General features: G+C 67.2%; 28 protein-coding genes. 10 read left to right on the top strand and 18 right to left on the bottom strand.

From position 1 onward, the window contains the following. Positions 1-184: 184 nt before the first annotated feature. Complete coding sequence (locus tag GGR33_RS03050) at positions 185-1,504, bottom strand: MFS transporter (RefSeq protein WP_183501881.1); 1,320 nt, start codon at positions 1,502-1,504, stop codon at positions 185-187. After that, complete coding sequence (locus GGR33_RS03045) at positions 1,501-2,175, bottom strand: PRC-barrel domain-containing protein (RefSeq protein WP_284211692.1); 675 nt, start codon at positions 2,173-2,175, stop codon at positions 1,501-1,503. The genes GGR33_RS03050 and GGR33_RS03045 overlap by 4 nt, the downstream gene beginning before the upstream one ends. Before the next feature lie 505 nt (positions 2,176-2,680). Here GGR33_RS03045 and GGR33_RS03040 point away from each other — a divergent pair. Continuing rightward, positions 2,681-3,076 (top strand): hypothetical protein, encoded by a 396-nt coding sequence (locus tag GGR33_RS03040; protein ID WP_183501880.1) that lies wholly within the window; start codon positions 2,681-2,683, stop codon positions 3,074-3,076. Between the two features lie 94 nt (positions 3,077-3,170). Here GGR33_RS03040 and GGR33_RS03035 read toward each other — a convergent pair whose 3' ends face one another. Together GGR33_RS03035 and GGR33_RS03030 are read right to left on the bottom strand one after the other, a co-directional pair. After that, positions 3,171-3,611: a PRC-barrel domain-containing protein gene (locus GGR33_RS03035; protein ID WP_183501879.1), complete on the bottom strand. Its 441-nt coding sequence runs from the start codon at positions 3,609-3,611 to the stop codon at positions 3,171-3,173. A gap of 163 nt (positions 3,612-3,774) precedes the next feature. After that, complete coding sequence (locus GGR33_RS03030) at positions 3,775-4,005, bottom strand: DUF6894 family protein (RefSeq protein WP_183501877.1); 231 nt, start codon at positions 4,003-4,005, stop codon at positions 3,775-3,777. 627 nt (positions 4,006-4,632) lie between these two features. On the opposite strand from GGR33_RS03030, the gene GGR33_RS03025 reads away from it, so the two are divergent. After that, complete coding sequence (locus tag GGR33_RS03025) at positions 4,633-4,986, top strand: SWIB/MDM2 domain-containing protein (protein ID WP_183501875.1); 354 nt, start codon at positions 4,633-4,635, stop codon at positions 4,984-4,986. 61 nt (positions 4,987-5,047) lie between these two features. On the opposite strand, the gene GGR33_RS03020 is transcribed toward GGR33_RS03025, so the two are convergent. Then, positions 5,048-5,839, bottom strand: a complete 792-nt coding sequence (locus tag GGR33_RS03020; protein ID WP_183501874.1) for an SDR family NAD(P)-dependent oxidoreductase — start codon at positions 5,837-5,839, stop codon at positions 5,048-5,050. A gap of 82 nt (positions 5,840-5,921) precedes the next feature. Continuing rightward, entirely contained in the window at positions 5,922-7,310 is a 1,389-nt protein-coding gene (locus GGR33_RS03015) for an MFS transporter (protein WP_183501873.1), read from the bottom strand. A 136-nt stretch (positions 7,311-7,446) separates the two neighbouring features. Between GGR33_RS03015 and GGR33_RS03010 the strand changes: the two genes are divergently transcribed. The 3 genes from GGR33_RS03010 to GGR33_RS03000 all read left to right on the top strand — a co-directional run bounded on the left by GGR33_RS03010 (position 7,447) and on the right by GGR33_RS03000 (position 9,671). After that, positions 7,447-8,316 (top strand): NAD(P)-dependent oxidoreductase, encoded by an 870-nt coding sequence (locus GGR33_RS03010; protein WP_183502169.1) that lies wholly within the window; start codon positions 7,447-7,449, stop codon positions 8,314-8,316. Positions 8,317-8,802: 486 nt separating this feature from the next. Continuing rightward, positions 8,803-9,045 carry a hypothetical protein gene (locus GGR33_RS03005; RefSeq protein ID WP_183501872.1) on the top strand — a complete coding sequence of 81 codons (243 nt, stop codon included), beginning with the start codon at positions 8,803-8,805 and terminating at the stop codon, positions 9,043-9,045. 263 nt (positions 9,046-9,308) lie between these two features. Further along, positions 9,309-9,671, top strand: coding sequence for a hypothetical protein (locus GGR33_RS03000; RefSeq protein WP_183501871.1), 363 nt, complete (start codon positions 9,309-9,311; stop codon positions 9,669-9,671). A 55-nt stretch (positions 9,672-9,726) separates the two neighbouring features. Here the strand turns inward: GGR33_RS03000 and GGR33_RS02995 are convergent, their stop codons facing one another. The 4 genes from GGR33_RS02995 to GGR33_RS02985 all read right to left on the bottom strand — a co-directional run bounded on the left by GGR33_RS02995 (position 9,727) and on the right by GGR33_RS02985 (position 13,645). Next, on the bottom strand, positions 9,727-10,548 hold the full coding sequence (locus tag GGR33_RS02995) for a transglutaminase-like domain-containing protein (protein WP_183501870.1): 822 nt from the start codon (positions 10,546-10,548) through the stop codon (positions 9,727-9,729). A gap of 148 nt (positions 10,549-10,696) precedes the next feature. Then, positions 10,697-10,828 (bottom strand): hypothetical protein, encoded by a 132-nt coding sequence (locus GGR33_RS26190; RefSeq protein ID WP_281381073.1) that lies wholly within the window; start codon positions 10,826-10,828, stop codon positions 10,697-10,699. Between the two features lie 356 nt (positions 10,829-11,184). Further along, positions 11,185-12,396 (bottom strand): MFS transporter, encoded by a 1,212-nt coding sequence (locus GGR33_RS02990; protein ID WP_284211709.1) that lies wholly within the window; start codon positions 12,394-12,396, stop codon positions 11,185-11,187. 304 nt (positions 12,397-12,700) lie between these two features. Next, positions 12,701-13,645, bottom strand: a complete 945-nt coding sequence (locus GGR33_RS02985; RefSeq protein ID WP_183501869.1) for a Kelch repeat-containing protein — start codon at positions 13,643-13,645, stop codon at positions 12,701-12,703. Positions 13,646-13,762: 117 nt separating this feature from the next. Between GGR33_RS02985 and GGR33_RS02980 the strand changes: the two genes are divergently transcribed. After that, positions 13,763-14,476 (top strand): sulfate transporter family protein, encoded by a 714-nt coding sequence (locus GGR33_RS02980; protein ID WP_183501868.1) that lies wholly within the window; start codon positions 13,763-13,765, stop codon positions 14,474-14,476. Between the two features lie 7 nt (positions 14,477-14,483). Here the strand turns inward: GGR33_RS02980 and GGR33_RS02975 are convergent, their stop codons facing one another. After that, positions 14,484-14,939 carry an Rrf2 family transcriptional regulator gene (locus GGR33_RS02975; protein WP_183501867.1) on the bottom strand — a complete coding sequence of 152 codons (456 nt, stop codon included), beginning with the start codon at positions 14,937-14,939 and terminating at the stop codon, positions 14,484-14,486. A gap of 88 nt (positions 14,940-15,027) precedes the next feature. Here GGR33_RS02975 and GGR33_RS02970 point away from each other — a divergent pair, with 88 nt between their 5' ends. Next, the gene (locus GGR33_RS02970) at positions 15,028-15,807 is read left to right on the top strand and encodes a class I SAM-dependent methyltransferase (protein WP_183501866.1); all 780 of its coding nucleotides are present in this window, start codon (positions 15,028-15,030) and stop codon (positions 15,805-15,807) included. Between the two features lie 12 nt (positions 15,808-15,819). Here the strand turns inward: GGR33_RS02970 and GGR33_RS02965 are convergent, their stop codons facing one another. Both GGR33_RS02965 and GGR33_RS02960 read right to left on the bottom strand, forming a co-directional pair. Next, on the bottom strand, positions 15,820-16,110 hold the full coding sequence (locus tag GGR33_RS02965; protein ID WP_183501865.1) for a hypothetical protein: 291 nt from the start codon (positions 16,108-16,110) through the stop codon (positions 15,820-15,822). Positions 16,111-16,170: 60 nt separating this feature from the next. Further along, positions 16,171-17,175 carry a 2-hydroxyacid dehydrogenase gene (locus GGR33_RS02960; RefSeq protein ID WP_183501864.1) on the bottom strand — a complete coding sequence of 335 codons (1,005 nt, stop codon included), beginning with the start codon at positions 17,173-17,175 and terminating at the stop codon, positions 16,171-16,173. 219 nt (positions 17,176-17,394) lie between these two features. On the opposite strand from GGR33_RS02960, the gene GGR33_RS02955 reads away from it, so the two are divergent. After that, entirely contained in the window at positions 17,395-17,937 is a 543-nt protein-coding gene (locus GGR33_RS02955; protein WP_183502165.1) for an SH3 domain-containing protein, read from the top strand. A gap of 176 nt (positions 17,938-18,113) precedes the next feature. On the opposite strand, the gene irr is transcribed toward GGR33_RS02955, so the two are convergent. Next, positions 18,114-18,617 (bottom strand): Fur family transcriptional regulator Irr, encoded by a 504-nt coding sequence (gene irr, locus GGR33_RS02950; protein WP_183501863.1) that lies wholly within the window; start codon positions 18,615-18,617, stop codon positions 18,114-18,116. Positions 18,618-18,736: 119 nt separating this feature from the next. After that, positions 18,737-19,951: a polyhydroxyalkanoate depolymerase gene (locus GGR33_RS02945; RefSeq protein ID WP_183501862.1), complete on the bottom strand. Its 1,215-nt coding sequence runs from the start codon at positions 19,949-19,951 to the stop codon at positions 18,737-18,739. A 372-nt stretch (positions 19,952-20,323) separates the two neighbouring features. On the opposite strand from GGR33_RS02945, the gene GGR33_RS02940 reads away from it, so the two are divergent. Continuing rightward, the gene (locus GGR33_RS02940; RefSeq protein WP_183501861.1) at positions 20,324-20,980 is read left to right on the top strand and encodes a glutathione S-transferase family protein; all 657 of its coding nucleotides are present in this window, start codon (positions 20,324-20,326) and stop codon (positions 20,978-20,980) included. 10 nt (positions 20,981-20,990) lie between these two features. On the opposite strand, the gene ligA is transcribed toward GGR33_RS02940, so the two are convergent. Next, positions 20,991-23,429, bottom strand: coding sequence for an NAD-dependent DNA ligase LigA (gene ligA / locus GGR33_RS02935; RefSeq protein ID WP_183501860.1), 2,439 nt, complete (start codon positions 23,427-23,429; stop codon positions 20,991-20,993). A gap of 178 nt (positions 23,430-23,607) precedes the next feature. Here ligA and GGR33_RS02930 point away from each other — a divergent pair, with 178 nt between their 5' ends. Continuing rightward, positions 23,608-23,946 (top strand): hypothetical protein, encoded by a 339-nt coding sequence (locus GGR33_RS02930; RefSeq protein WP_246412741.1) that lies wholly within the window; start codon positions 23,608-23,610, stop codon positions 23,944-23,946. Between the two features lie 12 nt (positions 23,947-23,958). Here GGR33_RS02930 and GGR33_RS02925 read toward each other — a convergent pair whose 3' ends face one another. After that, positions 23,959-24,492 (bottom strand): c-type cytochrome, encoded by a 534-nt coding sequence (locus GGR33_RS02925; protein WP_183501859.1) that lies wholly within the window; start codon positions 24,490-24,492, stop codon positions 23,959-23,961. Further along, positions 24,473-25,777 carry a sulfite dehydrogenase gene (soxC, locus tag GGR33_RS02920; protein ID WP_183501858.1) on the bottom strand — a complete coding sequence of 435 codons (1,305 nt, stop codon included), beginning with the start codon at positions 25,775-25,777 and terminating at the stop codon, positions 24,473-24,475. Before soxC ends, GGR33_RS02925 begins: the two co-directional genes overlap by 20 nt. Positions 25,778-25,874 lie beyond the last annotated feature (97 nt).

Here is a 25,874-nt window from a genome sequence, read left to right as displayed (position 1 = left end):
TCGATAAACGTCGTCGCTGAAGGGGAACAGCCCCAAACGCAAGGGGTGCCCGTAACGCAACGCGAAGCGTCGCCTTCTGTTTCGGCAGGCGGCCGTTTTTCCACTTATACCGGCCGAACCTGAACCCGAGTTGAGCGCCCCGCATCCTCCATCGTGAGCCGACGATGCAAGAGTGCTGCCTGGATCAGGCCTTGCGGTCCGGCTGCCGGGTCTCCGGCATGAGGAGCGCCACGAGAACGGTGCCGAGGGCCCCAACGATGGCGAGGCCGAGGAACGCGCTCTGGCTGCCGAGCCGGTCCGCCATGTAGCCGCCGAGCGAGGTCGAGAGCGCGGCACCGAGCCCCATCGCGGTGCCGACGGCGCCGAGCGCGAGGTTGAAGCGGCCGGTCCTGCGGGTCACGTCGGAGACGATCAGCGGCACCATCACCCCGAGCACCGAGGCCGAGACGCCGTCGAAAACCTGGATCGCGACCAGCCAATAGGGGTTGTCCACGTAGGCGAAGAGCAGGCCGCGGATCGGCAGGGCGGCGAAACCGATCAGCAGGAGCGGCTTGCGGCCCCAGACCTGAGCGAGGCGGCCGGCGAGCGGCGCGGTGAGCGCCAGAACGGCCTGCGGGACCATGATGCAGGCGGCGACCAGCGCCGTCGCGGTCTCGCTGGCGCGCATCGTCAGCACGCTGCCGACGAGCGGCATCATCGCGGCATTGGCCAGGAAGAACAGCACCATGCAGGCGGCGAAGCACAGCAGCGCCCGGTTGGTGAGGAGCCCCTTCACCGAACCCTCGGATTCGGTGGTGCCGGCCTCGGGCTGCGAGACCTCGCCGATGGCGCGGCGGGGGATGAAGGACAGCGCGAAGAGCGCCGGGACCACGAGCGCGCCGGCGAAATAGAACACCGCGTCGTTGGTCAGGTAATAGCCGATCGCCCCCATCGAGGCGGCGCCGAGCGCGTTGCCGATGGCGGAGAAGCTCGCATTGCGCCCCAACCGCGCGCCGGCCCTGGCATGGCCGACCATGCCGATGCCGATGGCTGCGATGGACGGCGTCAACACGCAGCTCGCCGCCGAATGGATCGCCATGGCGAGCAGCACGACGAGGTAGCTCGGGAAGGCGGCGAGCATCACGGCGCTCGCCCCGACCCAGAAGGCCGAGAAGCCAGCGGCGAAGCGCTTCGAGCGCGAGGCGTCGACGAAGGCGCCGCCCGGCACCTGGCCGAGTAGGCTGACGAGGCCGCCGACGGTCAGGGCGAGGCCGATATCCGACTGCGTCCATTTCTGCTGGGTGAAATAGACGGCGAGGAACGGCCCGAACCCGGTCTGCAGGTTGGCGATGAAGAAGGTGAAAGCGTCGAGCCCGCGGTTCCCGGCCTTTGACGCCGTCGCAGGCTCCGGGGGCGGAGGATCGCGACGGATCGCAGCCGGGCGCGGAGCGCGTCCGCGCATCTCCGGCCGGGCCGTGTCGCGCGATCCGATGGTGCGTCTCTCCAGGGGGCGATGAACGATCATTTGTCCGGAGTTTTCTCCGGTTTCTCAGCCGCAGCCGGCTTGTCCCCTGCCGCGGCGGGCGCGGCCTGAGATGCGGGCGCGGCCGTCTGCTCACCCTCGGGCGCCGGGGCGACGGCACCGAGCACGACGATGGGCTCGCCGGTCTTGTATTCGGGGGAAACGCGGACCTGGTTGCGGTTCAGCGCCAGCGTGACGCGGCCGGCCTTGCCGTCAACGCTGAATTTCAAGACCCGCCAGTCCACGGCGATCTTGCGCGAGCCGACGCCGAGGAACCCGCCGAAATCGATGATCGCCGCGCGGGGGTGCCCCTCGCGGTCGGTGATCACGTCGATGATCCGGCCGAGGTCGTCGCCGTTCTGGGCGCGCACGCTCTTGCCGAGAAGTCCCTCGTAATCCGCCGTGTCGAGCACAAGGGCCGGGGTGCCGTGGCTCGGCGCATTGGCCGCATTGCTGGGGGGCTGGACCGGGGTCGCGGCAGGTGCGGAGCCCGTCGGCTGGGCGACCGGCGGCGGTGCGGCGGGCGTCGTGGGGGGCGGCGTGGTCGCAGGCGCACTCGGGGATGCCTCGGGCTGTCCCGCAGGACCGGCTTCGCCGGCCGTCGCCAGGGAACCCATCGCCAGTGAGCCGAGGGCGATCGTCAGCGATGCGATCGTCCGGATCAGTCTCAGCACCCGTCTACCTCGAGGTTGGCTCCACCCGTCTCAGACCTGACAGACGACGATGGTTCGGCCGGCTTCGTTAACGACTGGTTAAACCACTGGCGAAGCAGCGGCCACCGACCCTGCAGATATCGCGCCGGACCTGGGCGAAGTTAAGGATGCCGCAAAGCCGGACCATGGCAGCGCGGCCGACCGGTGCGGAGGGCGCGTCGGCTCGGTGGCGCAACCGTGCAACGCACGCGGGAATCCGCGAGGCGACCCCGTCAAATCGTGCGGACAACCTCGGCCTCGTTAACATGGGTCGATGCGATGTCTGTTTTTCGCCCAATCCTCGTCTTAGAGGTGCCCGGAAAGCGGCCCAGAGCATGCTGCGAAAAAGTGGCAACGGTTTTTCGGATAAAGAATGCTCTAAACCGTTGAATCGATCGCGTTTTCTGCGTTTCGGCGGATTCCGTCGAAACGCAGCGTGATCTAGCCTGCCGACTGCACAAGCGGCTTGTTCGAGGATCTTGAGCCCATGTCCCTTCCGTCGAGACTCTGCGCCGTGGCGCTCCTCGCCGTCTCGCTCGGTGCCTGCAACAGCGGCCTCGGGAACATCATCGGCGGCACGGGCGGCGTCATGCCGGAGACCGAGGTCGGCCCCCCGCCCTCCATGCGCGGCTCGATCAAGGGCGCCCCGCAGCGCACCGCCGTGGCGGTCGACGACGACGGCAATCCGGTCTCCACCGCGCCGAGCCGGGCGCTCTCCCTGCCCAAGAACGCGAGGGGCGATGTGCGCAGTGCCGATGCCGGCCCGCGCCGGATCAACCGCGACGAGATCGAGGGCGCCGAGTCCGGCGGCCGCGGTGGCAGCGGCGGGATGACCCCGGCGCTGACGCCGGGCGGCGGCATCGGCATGGGCGGCAAGTTCTAAAGCCACGCCGGCGGCCGACGGCTTTTCCGAGCCGGTCATGCCGCTGCCGCGCACCAACGCCCGCAACGGCGGTGCAGAGACAGCATCCCGCGCCTCACGTCGCGGGCGCTTTCCTGCCGCCGTAATGGCCCTTGAGGCGCTCGCCGTAACCGGGCTCCGAGAAGGGGTCTTCGCCCGGCCCGTGGGTCGGCGCGCCCTCCAGGGTCTCGCGGTCGAGCTCGACCACGTAGCCGCCGAGCTCCACGGAATAGGTGAGCGCGTTCCAGGGCAGCGGATGGTAGGCCTCGCCGATGCCGAGGAAACCACCGAAGGACAGGACGGCGTAGGCGACCTGTCCCGAGACCTTGTCGACCATGAAGTTGTAGACCGAACCGAGCCGCTCGCCTCGTCCGTCGAAGACCGGCGTGCCCTCGACCTTGCTCGAGGCGATCAGTCGCCCGGTCTCGTCGACCGCGACGCCTTCGCCGGAGGATGGATCGAGTTCCAGGCTGCCCGGCGGCCTCAGGGCGCGCTCCTTCGGCAGATCGGTGGGCATCAGCTGTCTCCCTGCCAGATCATGGAGCGAGGGCAGGCCTCCGGCGAAAAGCCGTTTCGCAGCCTGCTCCCGCGGATGCGGTCACAGGGCTGCCAAAGCGCGGGAGCGGCAGCTGGTTCCCGGTCCCGTGCAGGACTCCGCTATGACCGGGAGAGTGCGGGTGTCAGTGCTCTTCGACCTGACTCACGACGCGGATCCTGAGCGAGACCCCGCCTGCCTCGTCGCGAACCGTGAGAACGAGGGCGGTCTCGCGCGCATCCTCGGCCTCGGCGGCGAGAAGCTTCAGCGCGACCTTGAGGGCTTCACGGCGGACCTCCTCCCGACTCGTCAGCACCCGCCCGATCTCGTCGCGGATGGTCGCGCCGTCGTGAATGTCGAAATAAAACCTTGGCAAAACCCTCTCCGGACCTAGCATGCGCGAGCATCGCGAAATCTCATGCGCCGTGCATGGATCATATAAGCTTCGATCTACCGAATTCACGTCCTTTTATTCAGCACCTGATTTTCATTTTAGGCACTGCAACGACTATACGACCCGAGATTGCAGCTTCGAGCCGCACGCCGTCGGTCGGGGCGCCATCGCGGAAACCTTCGGTTCGCCCTTCCCGTTCCGCGCTCCGACACGGTCCGGCAGCCCGCACTCCACTCTCGACGGCGCGACTGCATCTACATCGCCGATGCCCGGCACGGGTTCTCGAAGAGATCGCTCGACGGCGCTTCCCAGTCCGAAGACGGGGTCAGGCCCCCGAGAAGAGCGAGAAATCCGGGCGATCCAGGGGGAAGGCGGCCATTTCGGCTTGACCTCGTCCTGCAGGACGGGGAACAGATTTCGCTCGGTGAGTGCAAGACTTCCCCGAGAGCGCGGACCGATCCCCCTGACACGGGCTACACCTGTGGATGGCGCGATCGGAGGAAACACTCCGCTCTTGGAACGGCAGCATCACCGTCTAGTTGTTGCTGCTACGTGCCCGTGGGGCAGGCAGGCAGGTATCTGCGCTCGAGCGCCGAACGGAGGAAACCGATGGCTACCACGACCAAGAAGACCACCACGACCAAAGCTGCAGCCCCGAAGGCCGCTGCCGCGAAGGCGGCCCCGGCCAAGACCGCCGCGGCCAAGACCGGCACTGCCAAGCCGAACGCGCTTCAGCAGCCCCTCAAGCCGTCGCCCGAGCTCGCCGCCATCGTCGGTGACAAGCCGCTGGCCCGCGGCGAGGTCGTGAGCAAGGTGTGGGAGCACATCAAGAAGCACAACCTGCAGAACCCGGCCAACAAGCGCGAGATCGTCGCCGACGACAAGCTCAAGAAGGTCTTCGGCAAGGACAAGTGCTCGATGTTCGAGATGAACAAGCACCTCGCCGCCCACCTCAAGGCCTAAGCCCTCCTGCGGAGCTGCGCCGGCCTCGTCAGTGGCCGGCGCAGCTCCGCAGCGGAAACGATCAGGCGATGCCGCGCAGAACGCCGCCGTCGACCCGCAGGGCCGCACCCGACGTGGCGCTGGCGGCCGGGGTGCAGAGATAGGCGACCATGCTCGCCACCTCCTCGGGCCGGGCGAGACGCTTGATCAGCGAGGTCGGGCGGTTCTCCGCGATGAATTCGCGGCCGACCTGCTCGAGATCCGAGCCTGCGCCACCCATCGATTTCAGGAATTCCGCGACGCCCTCGGTGAGGGTCGGGCCGGGCAGCACGCTGTTCACGGTGACGCCGCTGCCGCCGACGGTCTCGGCGAGGCCGCGCGAGATCGCGAGCTGGGCCGTCTTCGTCATCCCGTAATGGACCATCTCCAGGGGGATATTGATCCCCGACTCGCTGGCGATGAACACCACGCGGCCCCAGCCGCGCTCGACCATGCCGGGGACGTAGGCGCGCGACAACCGCACCCCGCTCATCACGTTGACGTCGTAGAAGCGCTGCCAGTCCTCGTCGGGGATCTCGAAGAACGGCTTCGGCTCGAAGATGCCGGCATTGTTGATCAGGATGTCGACCCTGGGCAGCCCCGCGAGCAGCTCGGCGACACCCTCGGCCGAGGCAACGCTACCAACCCCGGCGATGAACTCGCCCTCCGGGACCTCGCCCTTCAGCTGAGCGATGGCCGCCTCGACCCGCTCTCCCGTGCGTCCGTTCACGGCGACATAGGCGCCGAGCCGCGCCAGCTCCCGCGCCACCGCGTAGCCAATGCCACCCGTCGAACCGGTGACGAGGGCGCTCTTGCCCTTGAGATCGATATCCATGCTTTCACCCGCGTCGTTTTGAAGGTCTCGCCCGCTCGCACCTGCAACGTAGGAACGGCCCCATCGATCGGCCATGGCGGCGTCACGACTTTGCGGGCAGCGGTTTCCTGAGGACGCTGGTGAGCGTGCCCGTGAGGGCCAGGACGATGGCGGCGCTGAGCGAGAACAGAACGGCATGGGCCGGGTTGCCGCCCGCTCCGTCGGCATGGGTGATCCCGAACAGCACCGCGACGAGCGCCGCGCCGAGCGACTGGCCGGTCAGTCTCGCGGTCGATTGCATGCCGCTCGCACCGCCGCTGCGCTCTGGCGGGGCGCTGGTGATGATCAGACGGTTGTTGGGCGACTGAAACAACCCGAAGCCGAGGCCGGTCAGGCTGAGCCGCCAGGCGATGTCGAGGGGCGACGGATCGGCCGGCAGCAGCACCACGCCCGTGAGCCCGGCGGCCATCGTAGCGAGGCCGATCCCGCCGAGCAGCCCCGGCGGGTAGCGGTCGGAGAGCCGCCCGGCGAAGGGCGCGATCGCGGCCACCGCGATCGGCCAGGGTGTCATCAGCAGCCCGGTCTGCGTCGCCGAGAGATGCAGCACGTCCTGCAGGTAGAAGGGCAGCGCCACGAAGGCGGTCATCTGGGCGGAGAAGGCGCAGATCGAACTCGCCATCGAGAGAGCGAAGGCCGGGATGCGAAGCAGGTCCACCGGCAAGAGCGGCGCCGGCAGGGCGAGCTGGCGGCGCACGAAGACGGTGCCGATCACGAGGGCCGCGCCGAGCTCGGCGAGGGCGAGCGGACGGCTCTCGGCGCTGCCGAGCCCGTCGACGCCGATGATGACGAGGCCGAAGGTCAGGGCGTTGAGGACGCTGCTCGGGATGTCGAGGCGGCGCCCGCTCGTCGGTGTGTAGGGAAGCGTGCGCGCTCCGACGAGCAGGGCCGCCAAGCCCACGGGCAGGTTCACCAGGAAGAGCCAGTGCCAGGTCGCGACCGAGAGGATCGCGGCGGCCACCGTCGGCCCCGCGGCGGAGGCGACGGCGACGATGAGCGCGATGTTGCCGACGCCGCGCCCGATCAGCCGCGCCGGGTAGATGAAGCGCACCAGCGCGATGTTCACGCTCATGATGCCGGCTGCGCCGAGCCCCTGCGCGATCCGCGCCACGATCAGCAGATCGAGGTTGGGCGCATAGGCGCAGGCGGCCGAGGCGACGGTGAAGACTGAGAGGCCGGCGAGATAGACCTTGCGGTAGCCGATTCCGTCGCCGAGCGCCGCCAGCGGCAGCAGGGCGGCGGTGACGGCGATCTGGTAGCCGTTGACCAGGAAGATCGCCTGGTCCGGCCGCACGGCGAGATCCTTGGCCATGGCCGGCAGCGCGACGTTCACGATCGCGCCATCGAGCACCGCGAGCGTCATCGCCAGGGCGATCGCGAGCAGGGCGAGCAGACGCTCGCGGATCGGCAGGCCGTCGGGTGGGGTGTCGGTCATGCGTTCCGGGAGGGTCTCCGATGGCGACGGGGGCGGGGCGGCGCCCTATCTCCCGCGCGGGGCCGACCCGCTCCTATCCCACGCAGCCCCGGCGCGTCTCGCGTCGACCGCGGCAATCACTGAGGCAGGCATGAGCATGGATGTCGGATTTCTCGGGCTCGGCCGCATGGGCCAGGCCATGGCCGCCAACCTGGTGAAGGCGGGCCATACCGTCCGGGTCTGGAACCGATCGCCGGAGGCCGCGCAGGGCATCGCGGGCGCGACCCCTGTCGCCACGGCGGCCGAGGCGTTCCGCGGGGACGCCGCGATCACCATGCTCGCCGACGACGCGGCCCTGCGCTCGGTGATCGTCGAGGGCGGCCTGCTCGAGGCCGCCGAGCGCCCGGCCGTGCATGTCAGCATGTCCACAGTCGCTGTCGCCCTCGCGAAGGAGCTGGCGCCCCTGCACGAGAAGGCCGGCATCGCCTATGTCGCCGCCCCCGTCTTCGGCCGGCCGGATGCGGCGGCGAACGCGGCGCTCAACATCGTCGCGGCAGGCGACGAAACCGCCATTGCCAAGGTACAGCCGCTGCTCGACGCGATGGGCACCAGGACCTGGCGCTTCGGCTCTGAGCCTTCGGCCGCCAACGCCGTGAAGCTCGCCGGCAACTTCATGATCGTCTCGGCCATCGAGGCCATGGGCGAGGCCTCCGCCTTTGCGGAAGGGCACGGCGTCTCGAAGCAGTCGCTGCTCGACCTGCTCAACACCACGCTCTTCGCCTCGCCGGTCTACAAGAACTACGGCGCGCTGATCGCGGAGGACCGCTACGAGCCGCCGGGCTTCACCCTGCGGCTCGGCGCCAAGGACATCCGCCTCGTCCTCGCGGCGGCAGAGGGCGCGGGCGTGACCATGCCCTTCGCCAGCGTGCTCCGCGACAACCTCATCGACGCGATCAGCCACGGCGACGGAGAATTGGACTTCGCGGCGCTGGCCACCGTGGCGGCGCGGCGCAGCGGTCAGTCGTAAGCGGAGACGAAAAACCTCACCATTGCTGCTTGCGCCGACGGACGCGGCGCGTCGTCATCCGCAACCGGCGATGCCGGTGGAGGCAGCAACCCGAACTGAGCGTCATCGGACGGACTTGAACCGACCGGCCAGCGCCCGCTGCACCGGACTTTTCCGTTCCGTTAACCAAGTCTTGCGGTTCGCCTGCCATAGAGGCTCATGACCCAGCGAACCTCACCATTCTGCGATGTCCAGGTTGATGGCGCCTGGGTAGCAATGCCTGTGTCGGTGGCCCACAAGATCCATCGGGACAATCCGAAGCGGTGCCCGGAATGCCACGGTGCCGTGGCGACCGCAGGCGTCTACACGCCAGGCGGACAGGTCAACCTCCAGCATCGCAAGAGGCACGACGGCTGCTCACGCCTCGAGAGCCGCTACAAGGGTCGACCATCTCGACATCCCATGGCGTTGGCCTGATCTCCATCTTGGATACGCTAGGACCAATGCATGGCAATTAAAGCACTGAACGACCGTAAGAAGCTGTCGAACGACTTCAACGAAGCGAATGACGCTTTTATCGATGAGGTGCTCGGTGCTTTTCAGTCTGGCCGCTTACCGCGCGACCTCGCCCGCGCTTATCTCGCGCATCCGGTCGCAATGATGCATTCGGACGGGGCACAGGCGGTTGCCGGCTACTTTGAGCGAATGCTGGCCCAGCGACCGAACATTGAGTGGACGCCTGGCGATTGAGCGTTCCGCGCGGCGCTGACCATCCGATCGAGAGCTGCGGGTTTCTCGTCTACGTGCTGCAACAGCGATGACACATGCGGCTCGATCGGTCGTATGCCGCTCGTGCCTAGCGCTAGATGATCGATGATGTGCGTTCGTTGGAATGCATATCGATATGTATCCCTGAGTCGGAATAAATATTTTTGCTCGTGTGCAGTTTTATGATCCGCGCACTAGATCGATAGAATAAATGTTTGCGCGCCATCAAAATTTGAGAGTCGGCAATGAAAATTATCTCCTGGCTGACAGATCAGATTCGGCGGCGAAAAGAATCCGCTCGAAGTAAAAATTTGAATGAAAATCGAGCCGATGCGATCGAAAATGGCACTTTTGCTGATGAATCTACTTTTGGAGGCCGCGATTTCGACGAAAAGTATCGCCTGGCAATGCGCCTGACTCAGAAGTACGTCGATCAACACTATCCTAATTCGTATTACGCTAAGCAAATCAAAGATTTTGATCGAACTCTTGATTACGAAGGCATCAGAACCGACGCAATCAGTATTTTATCGTCCTCCATTTGCGCATCCTTGAGACAAGGTGCGGGCGCCGAAAAAGCCGCAAGTGTAGCAATCATGAAAATTTAGCTCGAGACGTACACGCCCATTGAAGCAGCCGAAAAAGAACGACAAGAAGCCGACCTTAACGCGCGATGGCGGGCGCCTCTTCAGTCGTAACCAGAAAATTGACGAGCGAGTTTGGCCCGAAGGTGAGCGTCAGCGGCACGTCGGCAGCATCGCGACCGTATGCAATCAAAATTCGGCCGATGCGCGGGCTGTTATTCCGCGGGTCGAACATGTGCCAGCGTCCGCCCAGGAAAACCTCCATCCAGGCCGCGAAATCGCCGGGTGAATGCGGCAGCGGCAAGCCAATGTCGCTGACATAACCGGTGCAGTAACGTGCCGGGATGTTCAGGCATCGGCAAAAGGCGATCGCGAGGTGAGCATAGTCGCGGCACACGCCTCGCTGCTCCTCGAAGACCTCTGCGGCGGTACGCGTCGGCCGCGAGTGTTCGTATCCGAACGTGATCCGATCATGCACGTAGTCGCAGATGGCCTGCACACGCGACCACCCTGGCGGCAGGCTTCCGAAAAGATTCCAGGCAATGTCCGAGAGCCGATCCGTCTCGCAATACCGGCTCCCGAGAAGGAAGAGCAGCGTGTCCGTCGGCAACATCGAGGCGAACGCCTCGGTCGCACTCGTGTCGGGCGGTGTTTCATTCTCGCTGTGATCGCGCACGACCGTATCGGTCTTCAGCGTCAGTCGGCCGGCCGGCGCGACCAGGCGCGTGCACCAATTTCCGAAGCTGTCACGATATCCTTCGAGCGGTACGGATGGCGTCGTCAGGATATAATCCGGCCGCTCAAGGTCAGAAAACCGCGATGAGTGAACATTGAGCATCGCGATGAGCGTTGTCGGATACTGAAAATCGTAGGTCATCTCGCAGCCGACGAGAATTCGCATTCGTGCTGGTCCAAAACTGCCAAGAAATCGAAGCCGGCGATTCAGCTACTGTCTGAAGTGCCTCATCAGCCGGCTGAACGAGAGGCCGCATCGTTGCGCAACTGCTGCGATCGAGGCGGCCCCTCAGTGCGATCGAGCGCTCTCGCGCTTACTTTCGTCCGGCGGACTTCAAAGTGTCGCTGACGAGATTCTTCGTCGACGGTGCAGAGGCATTCATCTTCACGACGGGCTTCTTCGGCTTCTTCGCCTCACGACTGCCGCGCTGCTTTTCCGTAGCCATGATCGTCACTCCCGATCTGTGATTGTGGAACTGGCCGCACCGCACCCGGCAGCCACGGCATACAGAAGCAGATGGCCGAAACGGCCGGGCTGCTCGGCTGACTCAAGGATGTCCGGTGGATATCGATCCTGGCCACGTGATCTCCCGAACCCTGCAGGCGGGAGCACTTGGCCCTCAGTCACCGGAGCCTGTCGTTCTCGGCCGGTGATGAGGCAGGATGCGCTTCTTCAACGATGAAAGATAGCCGTGCGTGCATCGCTATCGGCGCTGCGCTTCTTTGCTTAGCGCTCTCCTGGTCGTCGGGTCGGAAACGGTCAACGCCTGGGTATCGTCAGTCAACGATCCCCAACCACCTGTCAGGCAGCGAAGGTGGTCTTGCCGCGATCGAGCGCCAGAGAGACCGCCCACACCGCCAGCCCACCCAGCGCCAGGGCGACGCCGACCCAGCCCGTCGCCGGCAGCCCGAAGCCGGCGGCGATGGCGAGCCCGGCGAGCCACGGCCCGAGGGCGTTGGCGACGTTGAAGGCGGAGTGGTTCAGCGCGGCGGCCAGCGTCTGCGCGTCCTCGGCTACGTCCATCAGACGCGTCTGAAGGATGGTGGCGAGGCCGCCGCCGCTGCCGATCAGGAACACCACCGGTAGCAGCGTCCAGAGGCTCGCGGTCGCGGCGGGGTAGAGAGCGAGCACGACGGCGCTCCAGACCAGCGTCGCCCCGGCCGAGAGCATCAGCTTGCCGGAGCGGTCCGCGATCCAGGCCCAGGCGAGGTTGCCGACCGTGAGACCGGCGCCGAAGACGGCGAGCGCCACGGGGATCAGGGCCGGCGAGACCTGCGTGACCGAGAGCATGGTCGAGGCGAGGTAGGTGTACATCGAGAACATGCCGCCGAAGCCGACTGCGCCGATGCCGAGCGTCAGCCAGACCTGCCCGCGCTTGAGCGCGCCGAGTTCGCGCAACGGGCTGGCTCCCGCGATCGGCGCGCCCAGCGGCGCGTAGAGCCGCACCAGCGCAGCCGTCAGCAGCGCCAGCCCGGCGACGATGCCGAAGCTCCAGCGCCAGCCGAAGAGCTGGCCGACGGCATTGGCTAGCGGCACGCCGACGACGGTGGCGACCGTCAGGCCTGTGAGCACCTTCGCGGCCGCCTGCGACCGCTTTTCGCGCGGCACCAGCGAGGCAGCGAGCAGCATGGCCACCCCGAAATACGCCCCGTGCGGCAGACCGGCGAAGAACCGGAAGGCCATCATGGCCCCATAGCTCGGTGCCAGGGCCGAGAGCAGGTTGCCGACGGCGAACATCAGCATCAGGCCGACGAGCAGCGTCCGCCGGGCCATGCGCGCGGCCAGCACCGCGATCACCGGCGCGCCGACGACGACGCCCAGCGCATAGGCGCTGATCACATGGCCGGCGGTGGGCGCGTCGATGCCGAGCGCGGGCGCGAATTCCGGCAGCAGGCTCATCGAGGCGAATTCGGTCGTCCCGATCGCGAAGCCGCCGACCGCGAGCGCGAAGATGACGAGCGCGGGGTGGACCTCGCGCTCGGCGGTGGCCGTCGAGGCGTCGTCACAGCAGATGGAGGAGGAATTCGTCACGAGCAGCCCATTTTGCAGCGCAGCATAAGCTCAAACTAGCGACGGATGGCGAATTTCGCAGGTCCATCGAACGGCATGTCTGCGCTGTGCCCTGTGCAAGCGCATCGAGCCGATGCCCCCCGACCCGTCATTCCGGGGCCGCGAAGCGGATCCCGGACCCGAAGGGGCACGCCGAAGGCGGGCAATCTACCCGTGATGCGCGGCCCAGACACTCCGTGGCGGCCAGTCGTGGATTCCGGGTTCTCGCCTACGGCGAGCCCCAGAATAACGGGGTTTGGTGGGGATCTTAGCGCGTCGTCGAACCCGCCCTCGGATCGAACACCTCCACCGTGCCCGACTTGAACCCACCCGGCTTCGGGCTTCCGACGATCGTGTAGATCCGCCCGTCATAGGTCACCGCGCCGAAACCGTGCCGGGCCGTCGGCAGCCGCGCGAGGCTGCGCCAGAAGTTCTTCGGCAGGTCGAAGGCCTCGACCTCGTCGTAGGTCTTGCGGTTGGACTCTCCGCCGATGACGTAGACGTCCTGGCCGAGCACGGTGGAAGCCGTGCCGCTGCGCGCCGTGGGGAGCGGGGCCGCTTCGCCCCAGGCATCCCCGGCCGGATCATAGACTTGGTTGGTCGCGAGATTCTTGCCGGGATCGCCATCGATGCGACCGCCCACGGCGACGATCCTGCCTCCGATCGCCTGGACGGAGAGGTGGTCGCGCGGCGTCGGCAGCGGCGCAGCCTTGCTCCAGCGATCGGTCGCGGGTTCGTAGATCTCATGCAGGGGCGTGTTCTTGCGGCCCGAGACGCTGCCGGCCACGACGTGGATTTTGCCGTCGAGCAGCGTGGCGCCGCCGGCCGCGCGGGCCGAGGGCAGCGGGGCGCGCGGCGTCCAGGAATCCGCCTTTGGATCGTAGGCCCAGACCTTGTCGGTGGCCTCCCAGCCATTCACATAGCCGCCGAAGACGAAGATCAGGCCGCCCTGCCCGACCGCCATGGTGTGGTGGACCGGATAGGGAAACGGCGCGCCCCGGCTCCAGCGATCCGCGGCGAGATCGTAGATCAGCAGCTCGGTCGCGCCGTTGTAGTCGCCGACCACGTAGGCCTTCCCGTCGATCGCCGCGACCGCGACTTCGGAGCGCTCGGCGGGGGCGTTGCTCGCGCCGGCCCAGGCGCCGACCTCATGCGCCATGGCCGGCGAGGCCAGCAGGGTGCCCGCGATCAGCAAGGCGGCATGTCTCGGCATGCTCGGCTCCATCCATTCGCGAGGAGAACGCCCGGGTCCGCAAAAGGACCCTCCCTTGCGCAGATCTCGCCATGCGGCGAGAACCCTTCGCGACGTCGTTGCACATCCGGACCCACGATGCTGATCAAAGCCGCCGCCGCGGCCCTGCGGCAGGTCTTCTCGCCGGCCATGCGGGCGATCCTCCTGAAATCGCTGGCATTGACCCTGGGCCTGCTGATCGTGGTTTGGTTCGCGCTGACGCGGCTGATCCAGTGGTTCCAGTCGAGCCACCACATCGCGGCGGACTATCCGATCCTCGACACCATCGCGTTCTTCCTGGCAGGGGCCGGGCTGTTTGTGGCGCTGGCCTACATCATGCCAGCGGTCTCGATCCTGGTGGCGGGCTTCTTCCTCGACGACGCCGCCGCCATCGTCGAGCGCACCGACTTTCCGAACGACCCGCCCGGCCGCCCGCTGCCCTGGGGGCAGGCCCTGCTCTATGCGCTGCGCTTCGCCGGCCTAGCGCTCTTGGTGAACCTCGTCGCGCTGCTTCTGATCTTCGTGCCGGGCGTGAACCTCGTCGCCTTCTTCGGCGCCAATGCCTACCTGCTCGCCCGCGAGTATTTCGAGGCCGCCGCCAGCCGATTCCGGCCGATCGCCGAGGCGCAGGAGATGCGCCGGCACTTCAACGTCACGACGCTCACGGCCGGAGCGGCTTTGGCCGGGCTGATGGTGGTGCCGATCGTGAACCTCGCCGTGCCGCTCTTCGGCATCGCGCTGATGGTCCATGTGCACAAGGGCTTGAGCCGCAAGGCGCTGCTTGAGGCGCCATCCGCCACGTCCATCCGTTAGCCATCGGTCATCCGCACCGGGAAGCGGCCGCTGGCCCGCTCGGATCGCATTGGACGTCGAAGCCGCGCACCAGCTCGGCGAGGCTGACCGCGCCCAACCGCGCGATGAGCAAGGCCTCGGCCTCGCGCAGCGTGTCCTCCAACGCTGCGTTGACCGCCTTCTCGACCGCGCAATCGGGGTTCGGATGGTCGCTGCCGATCGCGAAGATGCGTGGACCGCCGACGGCACGATGGACGTCGAGAAGCGAGACGTCACTGAGGTTGGCGGCGATGGTCCATCCGCCGCCATGCCCCTTTTCCGATCTCACGTAGCCGGCCTCTCGCAGGCCCGCCATCGTGCGGCGGACGACCACGGGGCTCGTCCCGAGCATCTGCCCGATCACCTCGGAGGTCATCGGTCCGTCGCGGCGCGCCATGTGAAGCAGCACGTGGAGCGTTCGGGAAAGGCGGCTGTCGTTACGCACGACACGATCCTTCACGCCGGACCTGCGGATTGGCAACCATGGCCTATCACGCTACTTATTAAGTTACGTGATTCATGGAGCGTCCGCCTTGCGCGAATTCGAGAACCCCGACCGGTGGGACAAGGCCGCCGAGCACTACGAGCGCACCGCCCATCCCTTCACGGCGCGCTTCGCCGAAGCCGCGCTCGCGCGGGTGCCGCTGACTGCGCAGAGCCGCGTCCTCGACGTCGCCACGGGAACCGGCGCCCTCGCCTTCGCCGCGGCACGGACGGGAGCGCAGGTTCTCGCTGTCGACTTCTCGCCCGGCATGGTCGCCCGCGTCGCTGCGGCGGGGCTGCCCAACGTCGATGCCAAGGTCATGGATGGACAGGATCTGGCGCTGCCCGATGCCGGCTTCGATGCCGTGTTCTCGATCTTCGGCGTGATCATGTTCCCGGACTGGCGCCGGGGGCTCGCCGAGATGGCCCGTGTGACGCGGCCCGGCGGCCATGGTGTCGTGGCGACATGGCAGGAGCGCGGCGCCGCGACGTTTCTGCTGCTCGGCCAGATCCGCCGAAAGCTCTTCCCCGAGCGCGAGACCATGGCGATGCCCGAGGGGGTGATGGCGCTCGGCGAGCCAGATGCCTTCGCCCGCGAACTGGTAGCCGCCGGGTATCACGCTCCGCGGATCGAGCGTGCGGTCTTCGACTACGAGCTCGATATCGCGATGCTCGACGAGCCCGACACGCTGTTCGGCATGTCCCCCGACTGGGCCGGCCTGACTGCCGAGGACAAGGAGGCGGTCGTCGCTGAAGCGCGGCGGATGGCGGGAACGCGACCGATCCTGCCGATCCCCTCGACCGCGCTCATCGCCGTCGCGGAGCGCTGAACGCCCCCGACGTCAGGCGTCGTCTTCCCGGCCAAAAACCTCGCCCTGCTCCGCGAGACGGGTGTCGTCGACATCTGCCTGCAGCCGCTGCCGATCTCGGTAGCGGCTCAGGGACTCCTGCCAGCCGAGCGGCAAGCCGAGGCCGTTCTCCTGCGCCTGGGTTGCGACCTTGCCGAGCAGGGTCTGCCAGTCCTCCTCGGACACGTCCTGCAGCGAGGCCGCGGACCCGTTGCCGTTCAAGACATCCTGCGCCAGCGCGATCAGCGGCGCGATCGTCCGGTCGAGTTCGCTGTCATCCGCCATCGCCTGATCCTTTTGGGCAGTCCTACGGGGTCGCGCCCTGAGCGGATGAAGCGCCCCGCCTCAGAGCATGCTCGGAAGGATGCGGTCCGGCGGCCGGTGGCCGTCCATGAAGGTCTTGATGTTGATGATGACCTTCTCGCCCATGTCGGTGCGGCTCTCGTGGGTCGCCGAGCCCATATGGGGCAGCAGCACCACCTTGCCAGCGCGGGCGAGCTTGACGAGGCGCGGGCTCACCGCAGGCTCCTGCTCGAACACGTCGAGGCCGGCGCCCGAGATGTCGCCGGATTCGATCAGGCGCGCGAGGGCATTCTCGTCGATCACCTCGCCGCGAGCGGTGTTCACGACGATCGCCTCGGGCTTCATCAGCTTCAGGCGGCGCGCCGAAAGCAGATGATAGGTGGCTGGCGTGTGCGGGCAATTCACCGAGACCACGTCGACGCGCGCCAACATCTGGTCGAGAGATTCCCAGTAGGTGGCGTCGAGACCCTGCTCGATGGCCGTCGGGACCCGGCGGCGGTTGTGGTAGTGGATCGACAGGCCGAACGCCTTGGCGCGCTTGGCTAGGGCCTGACCGATGCGGCCCATGCCGACGATGCCGAGACGCTTGCCGGTGATGCGGCGGCCGAGCATCCAGGTCGGCGACCAGCCGGTGCTCCAATCGTCTTCCGGGATGATGCGCGCGCCTTCCGCGACCCGGCGGGCCACGGCCAGGATCAGCGCCATGGTCATGTCGGCGGTGTCCTCGGTGAGGACGCCCGGGGTGTTGGTGACGGTGATGCCGCGCTCCAAAGCCGTGCCGACGTCGATATGATCGACGCCGTTGCCGAAATTGGCGATCAGCCGGAGGTTGGGGCCGGCCTGGGCCAGCAGCCCGGCATCGATCTCATCGGTGACGGTGGGCACCAGCACGTCGGCCTCGCGGAGCGCCGCGACGAGGGCCTCCTGAGAGAGCGGCGCGTCCTCGGCGTTGAGGCGCGTGTCGAACAGCTCGCGCATCCGCGCCTCGACCGCTTCCGGCAGGCGACGCGTCACCACCACCAGAGGCTTGCGCTTCAACGACGACATGGTTCCTCCCGTGAGGGCACTCGTTACGCGTTCGGCGGGTTCTGCAGCGCCTGGGCTTACGCTCCGTTAACCGTGACACGGCCAGATGGAGCGATCGGCCGACGCGCCTCGGACCACGCTCCGCCGCACATCTTCCCGGTTTCTCTATCAGAGAGAGGTCGGAAGACAATGCGGGCCAAGCTCCCGTGGCTCCGGGCGACGAGCTAAGGACGATCGATGATGCGCAACGCGATTCTCGGGACTTCCCTCGCCTTCCTCCTCGCCGGCCTCGGCCCCGTGAGCGCCGCCCCCCCCGAGGGCGGGCGCGCGACCAAGCTGCCGCTGCCCCGCTATGCCAGCCTGAAGACCGACCGGGTCAACCTGCGCGAGGGTCCGTCGAAGGACAACCGCACGCTCTGGGTCTATCGCCGGGCAGGGCTGCCGGTGGAGATCATCGCCGAATTCGAGACCTGGCGTCGCATCCGCGATTCCGAGGGGACCGAGGGCTGGGTGCTGCACTCGCTGCTCTCGGGCCGGCGCACCGCCGTCGTCACGCCGCCGGCCGGCGCCCAGGCCACGCCGACCGTGCCGCTGCTGGCGCGTGCCGATACCGGCTCGACGGAAGAGGCCAAACTCGAACCCGGCGTCATCGGCAGCGTAAAGACCTGCACGGGCACGTGGTGCCGCGTCATCGTGGCGCTGCCGCAGAGCCGTGGCGACGTCGACGGCTACATCCGCCAGGAGCGTCTCTGGGGCGTCTATCCGAACGAGACCTTGGACTGATACGGCTCCGCGTCATTGCGAGGCGAAGCCGAGGCAATCCAGAGCCAGACCCGCGACGCTTGCCCGTTGGCCCTGGATTGCTTCGTTGCGCTCACAATGACGGCTGAACCGGCAAGATACGAAAAAGGCCGGCGATCCCTCGCCGGCCCTTTCGATATTCTTGTTACCCGATCGGATCAGGCGCGGCCGGAGGCTCCCCGGCGACGCAGGCGCACGATCACCTCGACGCCGGCGATCTCCATGCCCTCGGGGGCATTCGGCAGGGATTCGACCGAGATGCCGCATTCCGGCATGTCCATCACCTCACCCTCCTCCTCGAGGAAGAAGTGATGGTGCTCGCTCGGGTTGGTGTCGAAATAGGCTTTCGACCCGTCGAGCGCGAGCTGGCGCAGAAGACCGGCCTCGGTGAACTGATGGAGCGTGTTGTAGACGGTGGCGAGCGAGACCGGCACCTTGGCGCGCATCGCCTCGTCGTAGAGCATTTCCGCGGTCAGGTGGCGGTCGCCGCGTCCGAAGAGCAGCCAGCCGAGCGAAAGGCGCTGACGGGTCGGGCGCAGGCCCGCCCGGCGCAGCCGGTCACGCAGATCGGACAGCGGGCAACCACGACGGCCCGGAGCCTCGCTCGGAACGGATGACGGACGTGCATTCAACACGGCCTGAAGCTGCACCAGATCGGACATCGGCGGGCTGAGGGCTCACTCTTCAACAGGGCATAGAGCGCAAGAGTATACGGGGGCGGGTCGCCTGCGGCAAGCTGGCCGGCGGAACCGTCCCCGGCATCCCGTGCAGGGCTCGGCTCTCAGGCGTGGGACTGGATGAAGTTGCGGACCAGCGGATAGGTCTGCGCCTCCCATTTGCGCCCCGAGAAGACACCGTAATGGCCGACGCCGGCCTGGAGGTGGTGGCTGCGCATATGGGGCGGCAGGCTGGCGCAGAGATCGTGCGCCGCCATGGTCTGGCCCACCGCGCAGATGTCGTCGCGCTCACCTTCCACCGTCATCAGCGCGGTGCGCTGGATCGCGCGCATGTCGATCGATTCACCGCGATAGGTCAGCGCGTTGCGAGCCAGGGTGTAGTCCTGGAACACCGTCTTGACCGTCTCGAGGTAGAACTCGGCGGTGAGGTCGAGCACGGCGAAATACTCGTCGTAGAAGCTCTCGACCGCGCGCGCCTTGTCCGCGTCGCCGCTGACGTAATGCCAGAACAGGTCCTGGTGGGCCTGACTGTGGCGCTGGGCGTTCATCGCCACGAAGGCGGAGACCTGCATGTAGCCGGGATAGACCCGGCGGCCGGCGCCCTTATGGCGGTCGCTCACCGTGGCGATCAGGTTCTTCTCGAACCACTCGATCGGCTTCGAGGTGGCGAGCTCGTTCACCGAGGTCGGGCTGATGCGGCAATCCACCGGGCCGGCCATCAGCGTCATGCTGCGCGGTTGGGCCGGGTTCTTGGTGTGGGCCATGACGGCCGAAGCCGCCAGCGCCTGCACGGCCGGCTGACAGACGGCGACGAGGTGCGAGCCCTCGCCCATCGTCTCCAGGAAGCGCACGACGTGGTCGACGTAGTCGTCGAAGCCGAACTCGCCCTCGGAGAGTGGCACGTCGCGAGCGTTGTGCCAGTCAGTGATGTAGACATCGTGGTCGGCGAGCAAGGTGCGCACGGTGCCACGCAGCAGCGTCGCGAAATGCCCCGAGAGCGGCGCGAGCACCAGCACCTTCGGCTGCGGGCTGGCGATGTCCTTGCGGAAGCGCAGCAAGGTGGCGAAGGGCGTGGCCACCACCGCCTCCTCGATCACCGGCACCTCGCGGTTGCCGACCGTGACCGAGTGGATCCCGTAATCGGGCCGGGCGAAGGTCAGGCCCGCGCGCATCATCATGCGCGCGCCGGCCGACCACCAGTTCGCCTGGTCGCGGAACGGCGTGCCCGCCCAGGGCGAGACCACCTGGTTCAGCATCCGCCCCCAGTTGCGTGTCTGCTGGGCGAAGTCCGACTGGGCATCGAACGCACGGTACATCATCAGATCCGCAACTCCCGGCGCGTCCGCGATGATCCGACATGCCGACGCTCGGATGAGCGCAGCAGCGGGGGAGCAAGGGTTACGGGCGTGCGAGTTCTTCGCAACCGGCTAAAGGTACAACTCCACCATGATTTAGAGTCAGTGAAACAAAAATGCCTCATATATCCAATCGACGGTAAACGGTTGTTCTACAGCGCGAATTTCGAAACCCAACCGAAAGGGCACCTGTATTGAACTAACCAAAGGCCAGGACATCCTCTCGCATCCTCTCCCCCGTCCAGCGCACGATCGTCCCGGCGTCGGCCTCGAGCCATGCCGCGGCACGACTCTTGGATGCCGTGTCAGTGGGACCGATTCAGTGGGACGAGGGTGATGGCGGACGCGACGCTCACGATTTCCAGCCGCAACTACTCCTCGTGGTCGTTGCGAGGCTGGCTGCTCTGTCGCATGGCCGGGCTCGACTTCGAGGTCGAACTCCTGTCGGGCTCGGATTCCTCCACCCGGGCCGAACTCCTACACCTGTCGCCGTCGTTCCTGGTGCCGCGGCTCACGCACGGCCCGGTCGCCGTATGGGACGCCCTCGCGATCGGGGAATATCTCAACGAGACCTATCCGGGTGCGGCCCTCCTCCCGGAGTCGGTGGCCGACCGGGCTCGCTGCCGCGCGGTCTCGGGCGAGATGCATGGCGGCTTCATCAACCTGCGCTCGGCGCTGCCGATGAACCTGCGGGCGCACATCCCCGGCTTCCGGATCTTCAACGGCGCCCGGGGCGACATCGAGCGCATCGTCGCGATCGTCGAGGATTGCCTCGGCCGCTCCGGCGGCCCGTACCTGTTCGGCGCGCGCCCGACGCTGGCGGATGCGATGTACGCCCCCGTCTGCACGCGCTTCCGCACCTACGACGTGCCGCTGCCCTTCATCGCGGAGACGTACCGAGACACCATCCTCGCATGGGATCTCCTGGCGGAATGGACGCAGGCCGCCGCGGAGGAGCCGGACGAGATCGAAGAGCTCGACATGGAGTTCTGACCGTCCCGGCTCAGGCGCTCGCCAGCATCGCCAGCCAGTCGTCCTCCGAGATCACCTTTACCCCGTGCTTCTCGGCATCCTTGACCTTCGAGCCCGCGCCGGGACCGGCCACGACGAGATCGGTTTTCGCAGACACCGAGCCCGAGACCTTCGCGCCGAGGCGCTCGGCCGTGGCCTTGGCCTCGCTTCGCGTCATCTTTTCGAGCGTTCCGGTGAAGACCACGGTCTTGCCTGAGAAGGCGGCGGAAGACGTGGCGGCGGCGAGCTTCTCGGTCTTCACCTCGTCGAGCAGGGCGGCGACCGCGTCGGCGTTGTGCGTCTCCGAGAAGAACTGGATCAGCGAATCCGTCGCGACTGGCCCGATCTCGCCGTCGTCGGAAAATAGGTGATAGGCCTCGCCCGGCTTTTGCCCGGCCGCCCGTTCGAGGGCCGCCTCCGCCGTCTCGGCGTCCTTGTAATGCGTCAGGAGCGCCTCGCCCTGGCTCGCGGTCAGCCGCGCGCGCAGGCGGGCACCCGTCGACTGGCCTTTCAAGGCTTCGCCCGGCGTGGCCTCGACATCGGCGAGCAGTTTGTCGCGTGTGCCGGGACCGATGCGCGGGATCGCCGAGAGCTCCAGCCAATCCGGGCCGGCCTGGGCCTCTGCGGCGGCATCGAGCGCAACTTTCAGCGCCTGCATATCCGAAAAGCGCTTGGCGAGCGCCTTGGACGTCGATTCCCCGATATGCGGAATGCCCAGCGCAAACAGGAAGCGGTTGAGCGGGATCATCCGGCGCGCATCGAGAGAGGCGAGCAGGTTCTTGATCGCCTTGTCCTCGTCGTCGCCTTTCTTCTTGGCCGCCTTTTTCGGCGCGGCTTCGTCCTCACCGCGCCGTTGCGCCGACAACTCCTCCCGGCGGGCGACGATCGCAGCCTTCAGCGGCTCGAACTGGAGCCGAAACAGGTCCGCCGGCTGCTTCACCAGGCCGGCCTCGAACAGCACCTCGATATAGGTCTGGCCGAACCCTTCGAGATCGAAGCCGTTGCGCGAGACGAAGTGCTTCAGCCGCTCGACACCCTGCGCCGGGCAGATCAGGCCGCCTGTGCAGCGCCGGATCGCGTCGAGTTTCTTCGTGCGCGGATTCAGCTCTCGAACGGCCTTGCTGCCGCAGGCCGGGCAATGGTCAGGAAACACGAAGGGCTTTGCATCGGCCGGGCGCTTGTCGAGCACCACGTCCAGCACCTTCGGGATCACGTCGCCGGCCCGCACCACGATTACCGTGTCGCCTTCGCGGATGTCGCGGCCCTCGCGGATCGGCTCGCCGTCGCCGCCGACGCCCTGGACGTAGCCCTCGTTGTGGAGCGTCGCGTTGGACACCACCACGCCGCCCACCGTGACCGGTTTCAATCTCGCCAGCGGGTTGAGCGAGCCGGTGCGGCCGACCTGGATGTCGATGGCCTCCAGCGTGGTGAAGGCTTCCTGCGCTGCGAATTTGTGCGCCAGCGCCCAGCGCGGCGAGCGCGAGACGAAGCCGAGGCGCTTCTGCAGGGCGAGGTCGTCGACCTTGTAGACGACGCCGTCGATGTCGTAGCCGAGATCGGCCCGCTGCCGCCCGATTTTTTCGTAGTGCGCGATCAGCTCGGCCGCCGTCTCGCAGCGGACCGTGAGCGGGTTCACGGTCAGCCCGAAAGACTTGAAGCGCTCCAGCACCACCGACTGCGTGCCCTCGAAGGCCGGCTTCACCTCGCCCCAGGCATAGGCGAAGAAGCGCAGGGGCCGCGAGGCCGTGATGCTCGGATCAAGCTGGCGGAGCGACCCGGCCGCCGCGTTGCGCGGGTTGGCGAAGAGCGGCTTGCCGGCCGCCTCCTGCCGCGCGTTGATGCCGGCGAAGTCCTCGTGGGACAGGTAGACCTCGCCGCGCACCTCGCAGATGCCGGGCGGCTCGCCCTTCAAGGTCTCTGGGATGTCGTCGATCGTCAGGGCATTCGCCGTGACGTTCTCGCCGACCTCGCCGTCTCCGCGCGTCGCGGCCGTGACGAGCTTCCCGTCCTCGTAGCGCAGGGACAGCGACAGACCGTCGATCTTCGGCTCGGCCGTGAAGGCCAGCGGTTCGCTTTCCGGCCAGTTCAGGAAACGGCGCACCCGCGCCACGAACTCCTCGACCTCCTCCTCGGCGAAAGCGTTGCCGAGGGAGAGCATCGGCACGGCATGCTTCACCTTCTCGAATTTCGAGGACGGCTTCGCGCCGACGGAGGCGCTGGCCTCGCCCGTTCCGGCGAGATCGGGGAAACGCCCCTCGATCTGCTCCAGCTCACGCCGCAGGGCATCGTAATCCGAATCCGAGATCTCCGGCGCATCCTCGCCGTGGTAGAGCCGGTCGGCCTCGGCGATCTCGGCCGAGAGGGTGGCATGGCGGGCCTTGGCACCCTCTTCGGTGAGATCCTCGACGGAGGCGGAAGCAGCCTTGGCCATGAACGCGGACCCTTGTGAAGCGGCGCCTTCTACAGCATCGCGCCCCGCCTCGGACAAGCCTGGCATCGGCCATTGCTTTGGACGGAGGGCGTCTAGGTCGAGCGGGGCTGCGCCCGCACCCGAATCCTGCCACACGCCCCGGCGAAAGACGCCTCGAGGGCCGACGGGAGTGAGTTCGATGCAGACCGCGCGAGCGATGACAGTGGCAGTTTTAGCAGCCTGGGCGGTCGCTCATGGCACGGCGCTCGCCGCGCCGATTGGCTGCACGCCCCCCGTGCCGCCGACGGCCGAAGTGAAGCCCGAAAAGCCGAAGCTTCCGGAAAAGCCGGCCTGCCTCGATGCCAAGGGCGGCTGCCCTGGCTGGGAGGCCTACAGCTTCAACGACGCCGTGAAAGCCTACAACCTGCAGGCACAGGCCTTCCGGCCGCTGGCCGAGGCCTACATCCAGAAGCTCAATGCCTACGTGAAGGCGAGCAGCGAGTATGCCGGCTGCGAAGCGAAGTCGCTGCAGCAATAGGCGAGCCCGAGTTCAGCGCACGTCGGGCCGCGGGTCGGGGACGAAGCCGTCGCGGTTCGGCATCCGCACCGCGGAGAGCGACTTAGCATCGAGAACCGCGCCGTCCGGCACGAGTCCGTTGAGGTTCAGCAGGTAGCCGACCACGGCGTAGACGTCGTCGTTGCCGAGCGATTGCGGCGCGTTCATCGGCATGGCGCGGTGGACGTAGTCGAATAAGGTCGGCGCATAGGGCCAATAGCTGCCCACCGTCTTCACCGGCTTGGCCGAGGCGAGCGTGCCCTTGCCTCCGACCAGCTTGTCACCGAGCCCGCCTTCGCCCGTCTCACCATGGCAAGAGGCGCATTGTGCGGCGAAGACCTCACGGCCATGGGCAACGCTGCCGCTGCCGGCGGGCAGCTTCCTGCCGTCCCGGTCGATGTCGATGTTCCAGGCCGCGATCTCGGCCTCGCTCGCCGGGCGGCCGAGCCCGTACCGACCCTCGGCCTGCGCCGATCCGGCCAGCGCCAGGATCAGCGCGGCGGCAATCTCAAGCCTTCGGATAGCCATTGGAGACCTCTCCGCTCGCCGCGATGCGCCAGGGGATGACCGCGTTGTCGTGATAGAAGGAGTTCATGCCGCGCGCCTTGGTCAGCGCGTCGAAACTCGGCTGGACGTAGCCGGTCTCGTCGGTGGCGCGGCTGTGGATGATGGCGGGCTCGCCGTTCCAGCTCCAGGGCAGGCGGAACCGGGTCAGCGCCTTGTTCAGCACCGGCGCCTGCAGCCCCGCATCCTGCCAGGTCCTGCCGTCATCGACCGAGATCTCGACCCTAGTGATCTTCCCGCGACCGCTCCAGGCGATGCCCGTGATCTCGTTGAAGCCGCGCGCGATCCGCTGCGTGCCCGATGGCCGCGTGATGATCGACTTCGCCTCCATCATGAAGGTGAATTGCCGCGCCGTGCCGTCCGGCATCAGATCGGTGTATTTCGCGGTCTCTTCGCGCGAATAGGCCGGCTCGTCCGTGACGTTGAGGCGGCGCAGCCACTTCACGCTCATGTTGCCCTCGAAGCCGGGCAGCAACACGCGCAGCGGATAGCCCTGCTGCGGCCGCAGGCGCTCGCCGTTCTGGCTGTAGACCAGCAGCGCATCGTCGAGACATTTTTCGATGGGGATGCTGCGGGTCAGGCCAGCGGAATCCGCGCCCTCCGCGACGACCCATTTCGCCCCCGGCTTGAGCCCGGCCTCCTCCAGCACGGTCTTGAGACGCACGCCGGTCCATTCGGCGCAGCTCACCAGCCCGACGAGGTCGGAGGCAGTCTTCCCGGCTTGGATCGCCTTGAAGTCGGGATTGCCCGAGCATTCGAGGAAGTAGACATGCGATTCCGAGGGGAAGCGCCGGATGTCCTCCATGGTCAGGATCAGCGGCCGCTCGACCAGGCCGTGGATCATCAGCCGGTGCTGCGCCGGATCGATCGCAGGCACGCCGCCATGGTGGCGTTCGTAGAACAGGCCGTTGGGCGTGATGATCCCGTCGAGATCCTGCAGCGGCGTGCGCACCGAGGCCGAGGTGTACTGCTTCAGCGATTTCGGGATGTTCTTGACGACGTGCTTCTCGAAGGGCGAGGGCGCGCCGTAGGGCTGCGCGCCGGTATCGGCGCCCGGCGCCTTCATCCATTCCGGAACATTGGGTGGGCCATTCGGGTCTTCGGCGAGGGCCGTCTCCGCCGCGAGTCCGCCTGCCATCGCGCCGCCGACCAACGCCGTCCCTCGGGAGAGGAAGCGCCTGCGCGATGGCGAGACGGTCTCGCCATCGGCCTCGTCACGACCATGGCCGACGTCGCCCGGGTTCGCCATGCCGTCCTCCGCTCGTCCGCCCACCCGTGACAAAACTGCACGAGCCGGAAAATGGCTGCGGTCTTATCGCGCGAAATGCCTGTCGACCATGCACCAA

Origin of the sequence: Methylobacterium brachythecii, assembly GCF_014196345.1 — a bacterium.
GTDB classification, from domain to species: Bacteria; Pseudomonadota; Alphaproteobacteria; order Rhizobiales; family Beijerinckiaceae; genus Methylobacterium; species Methylobacterium brachythecii.
The sequence above is the reverse complement of the archived record's forward strand: the minus strand, read 5'-3'. Positions and strand labels throughout refer to the sequence as shown.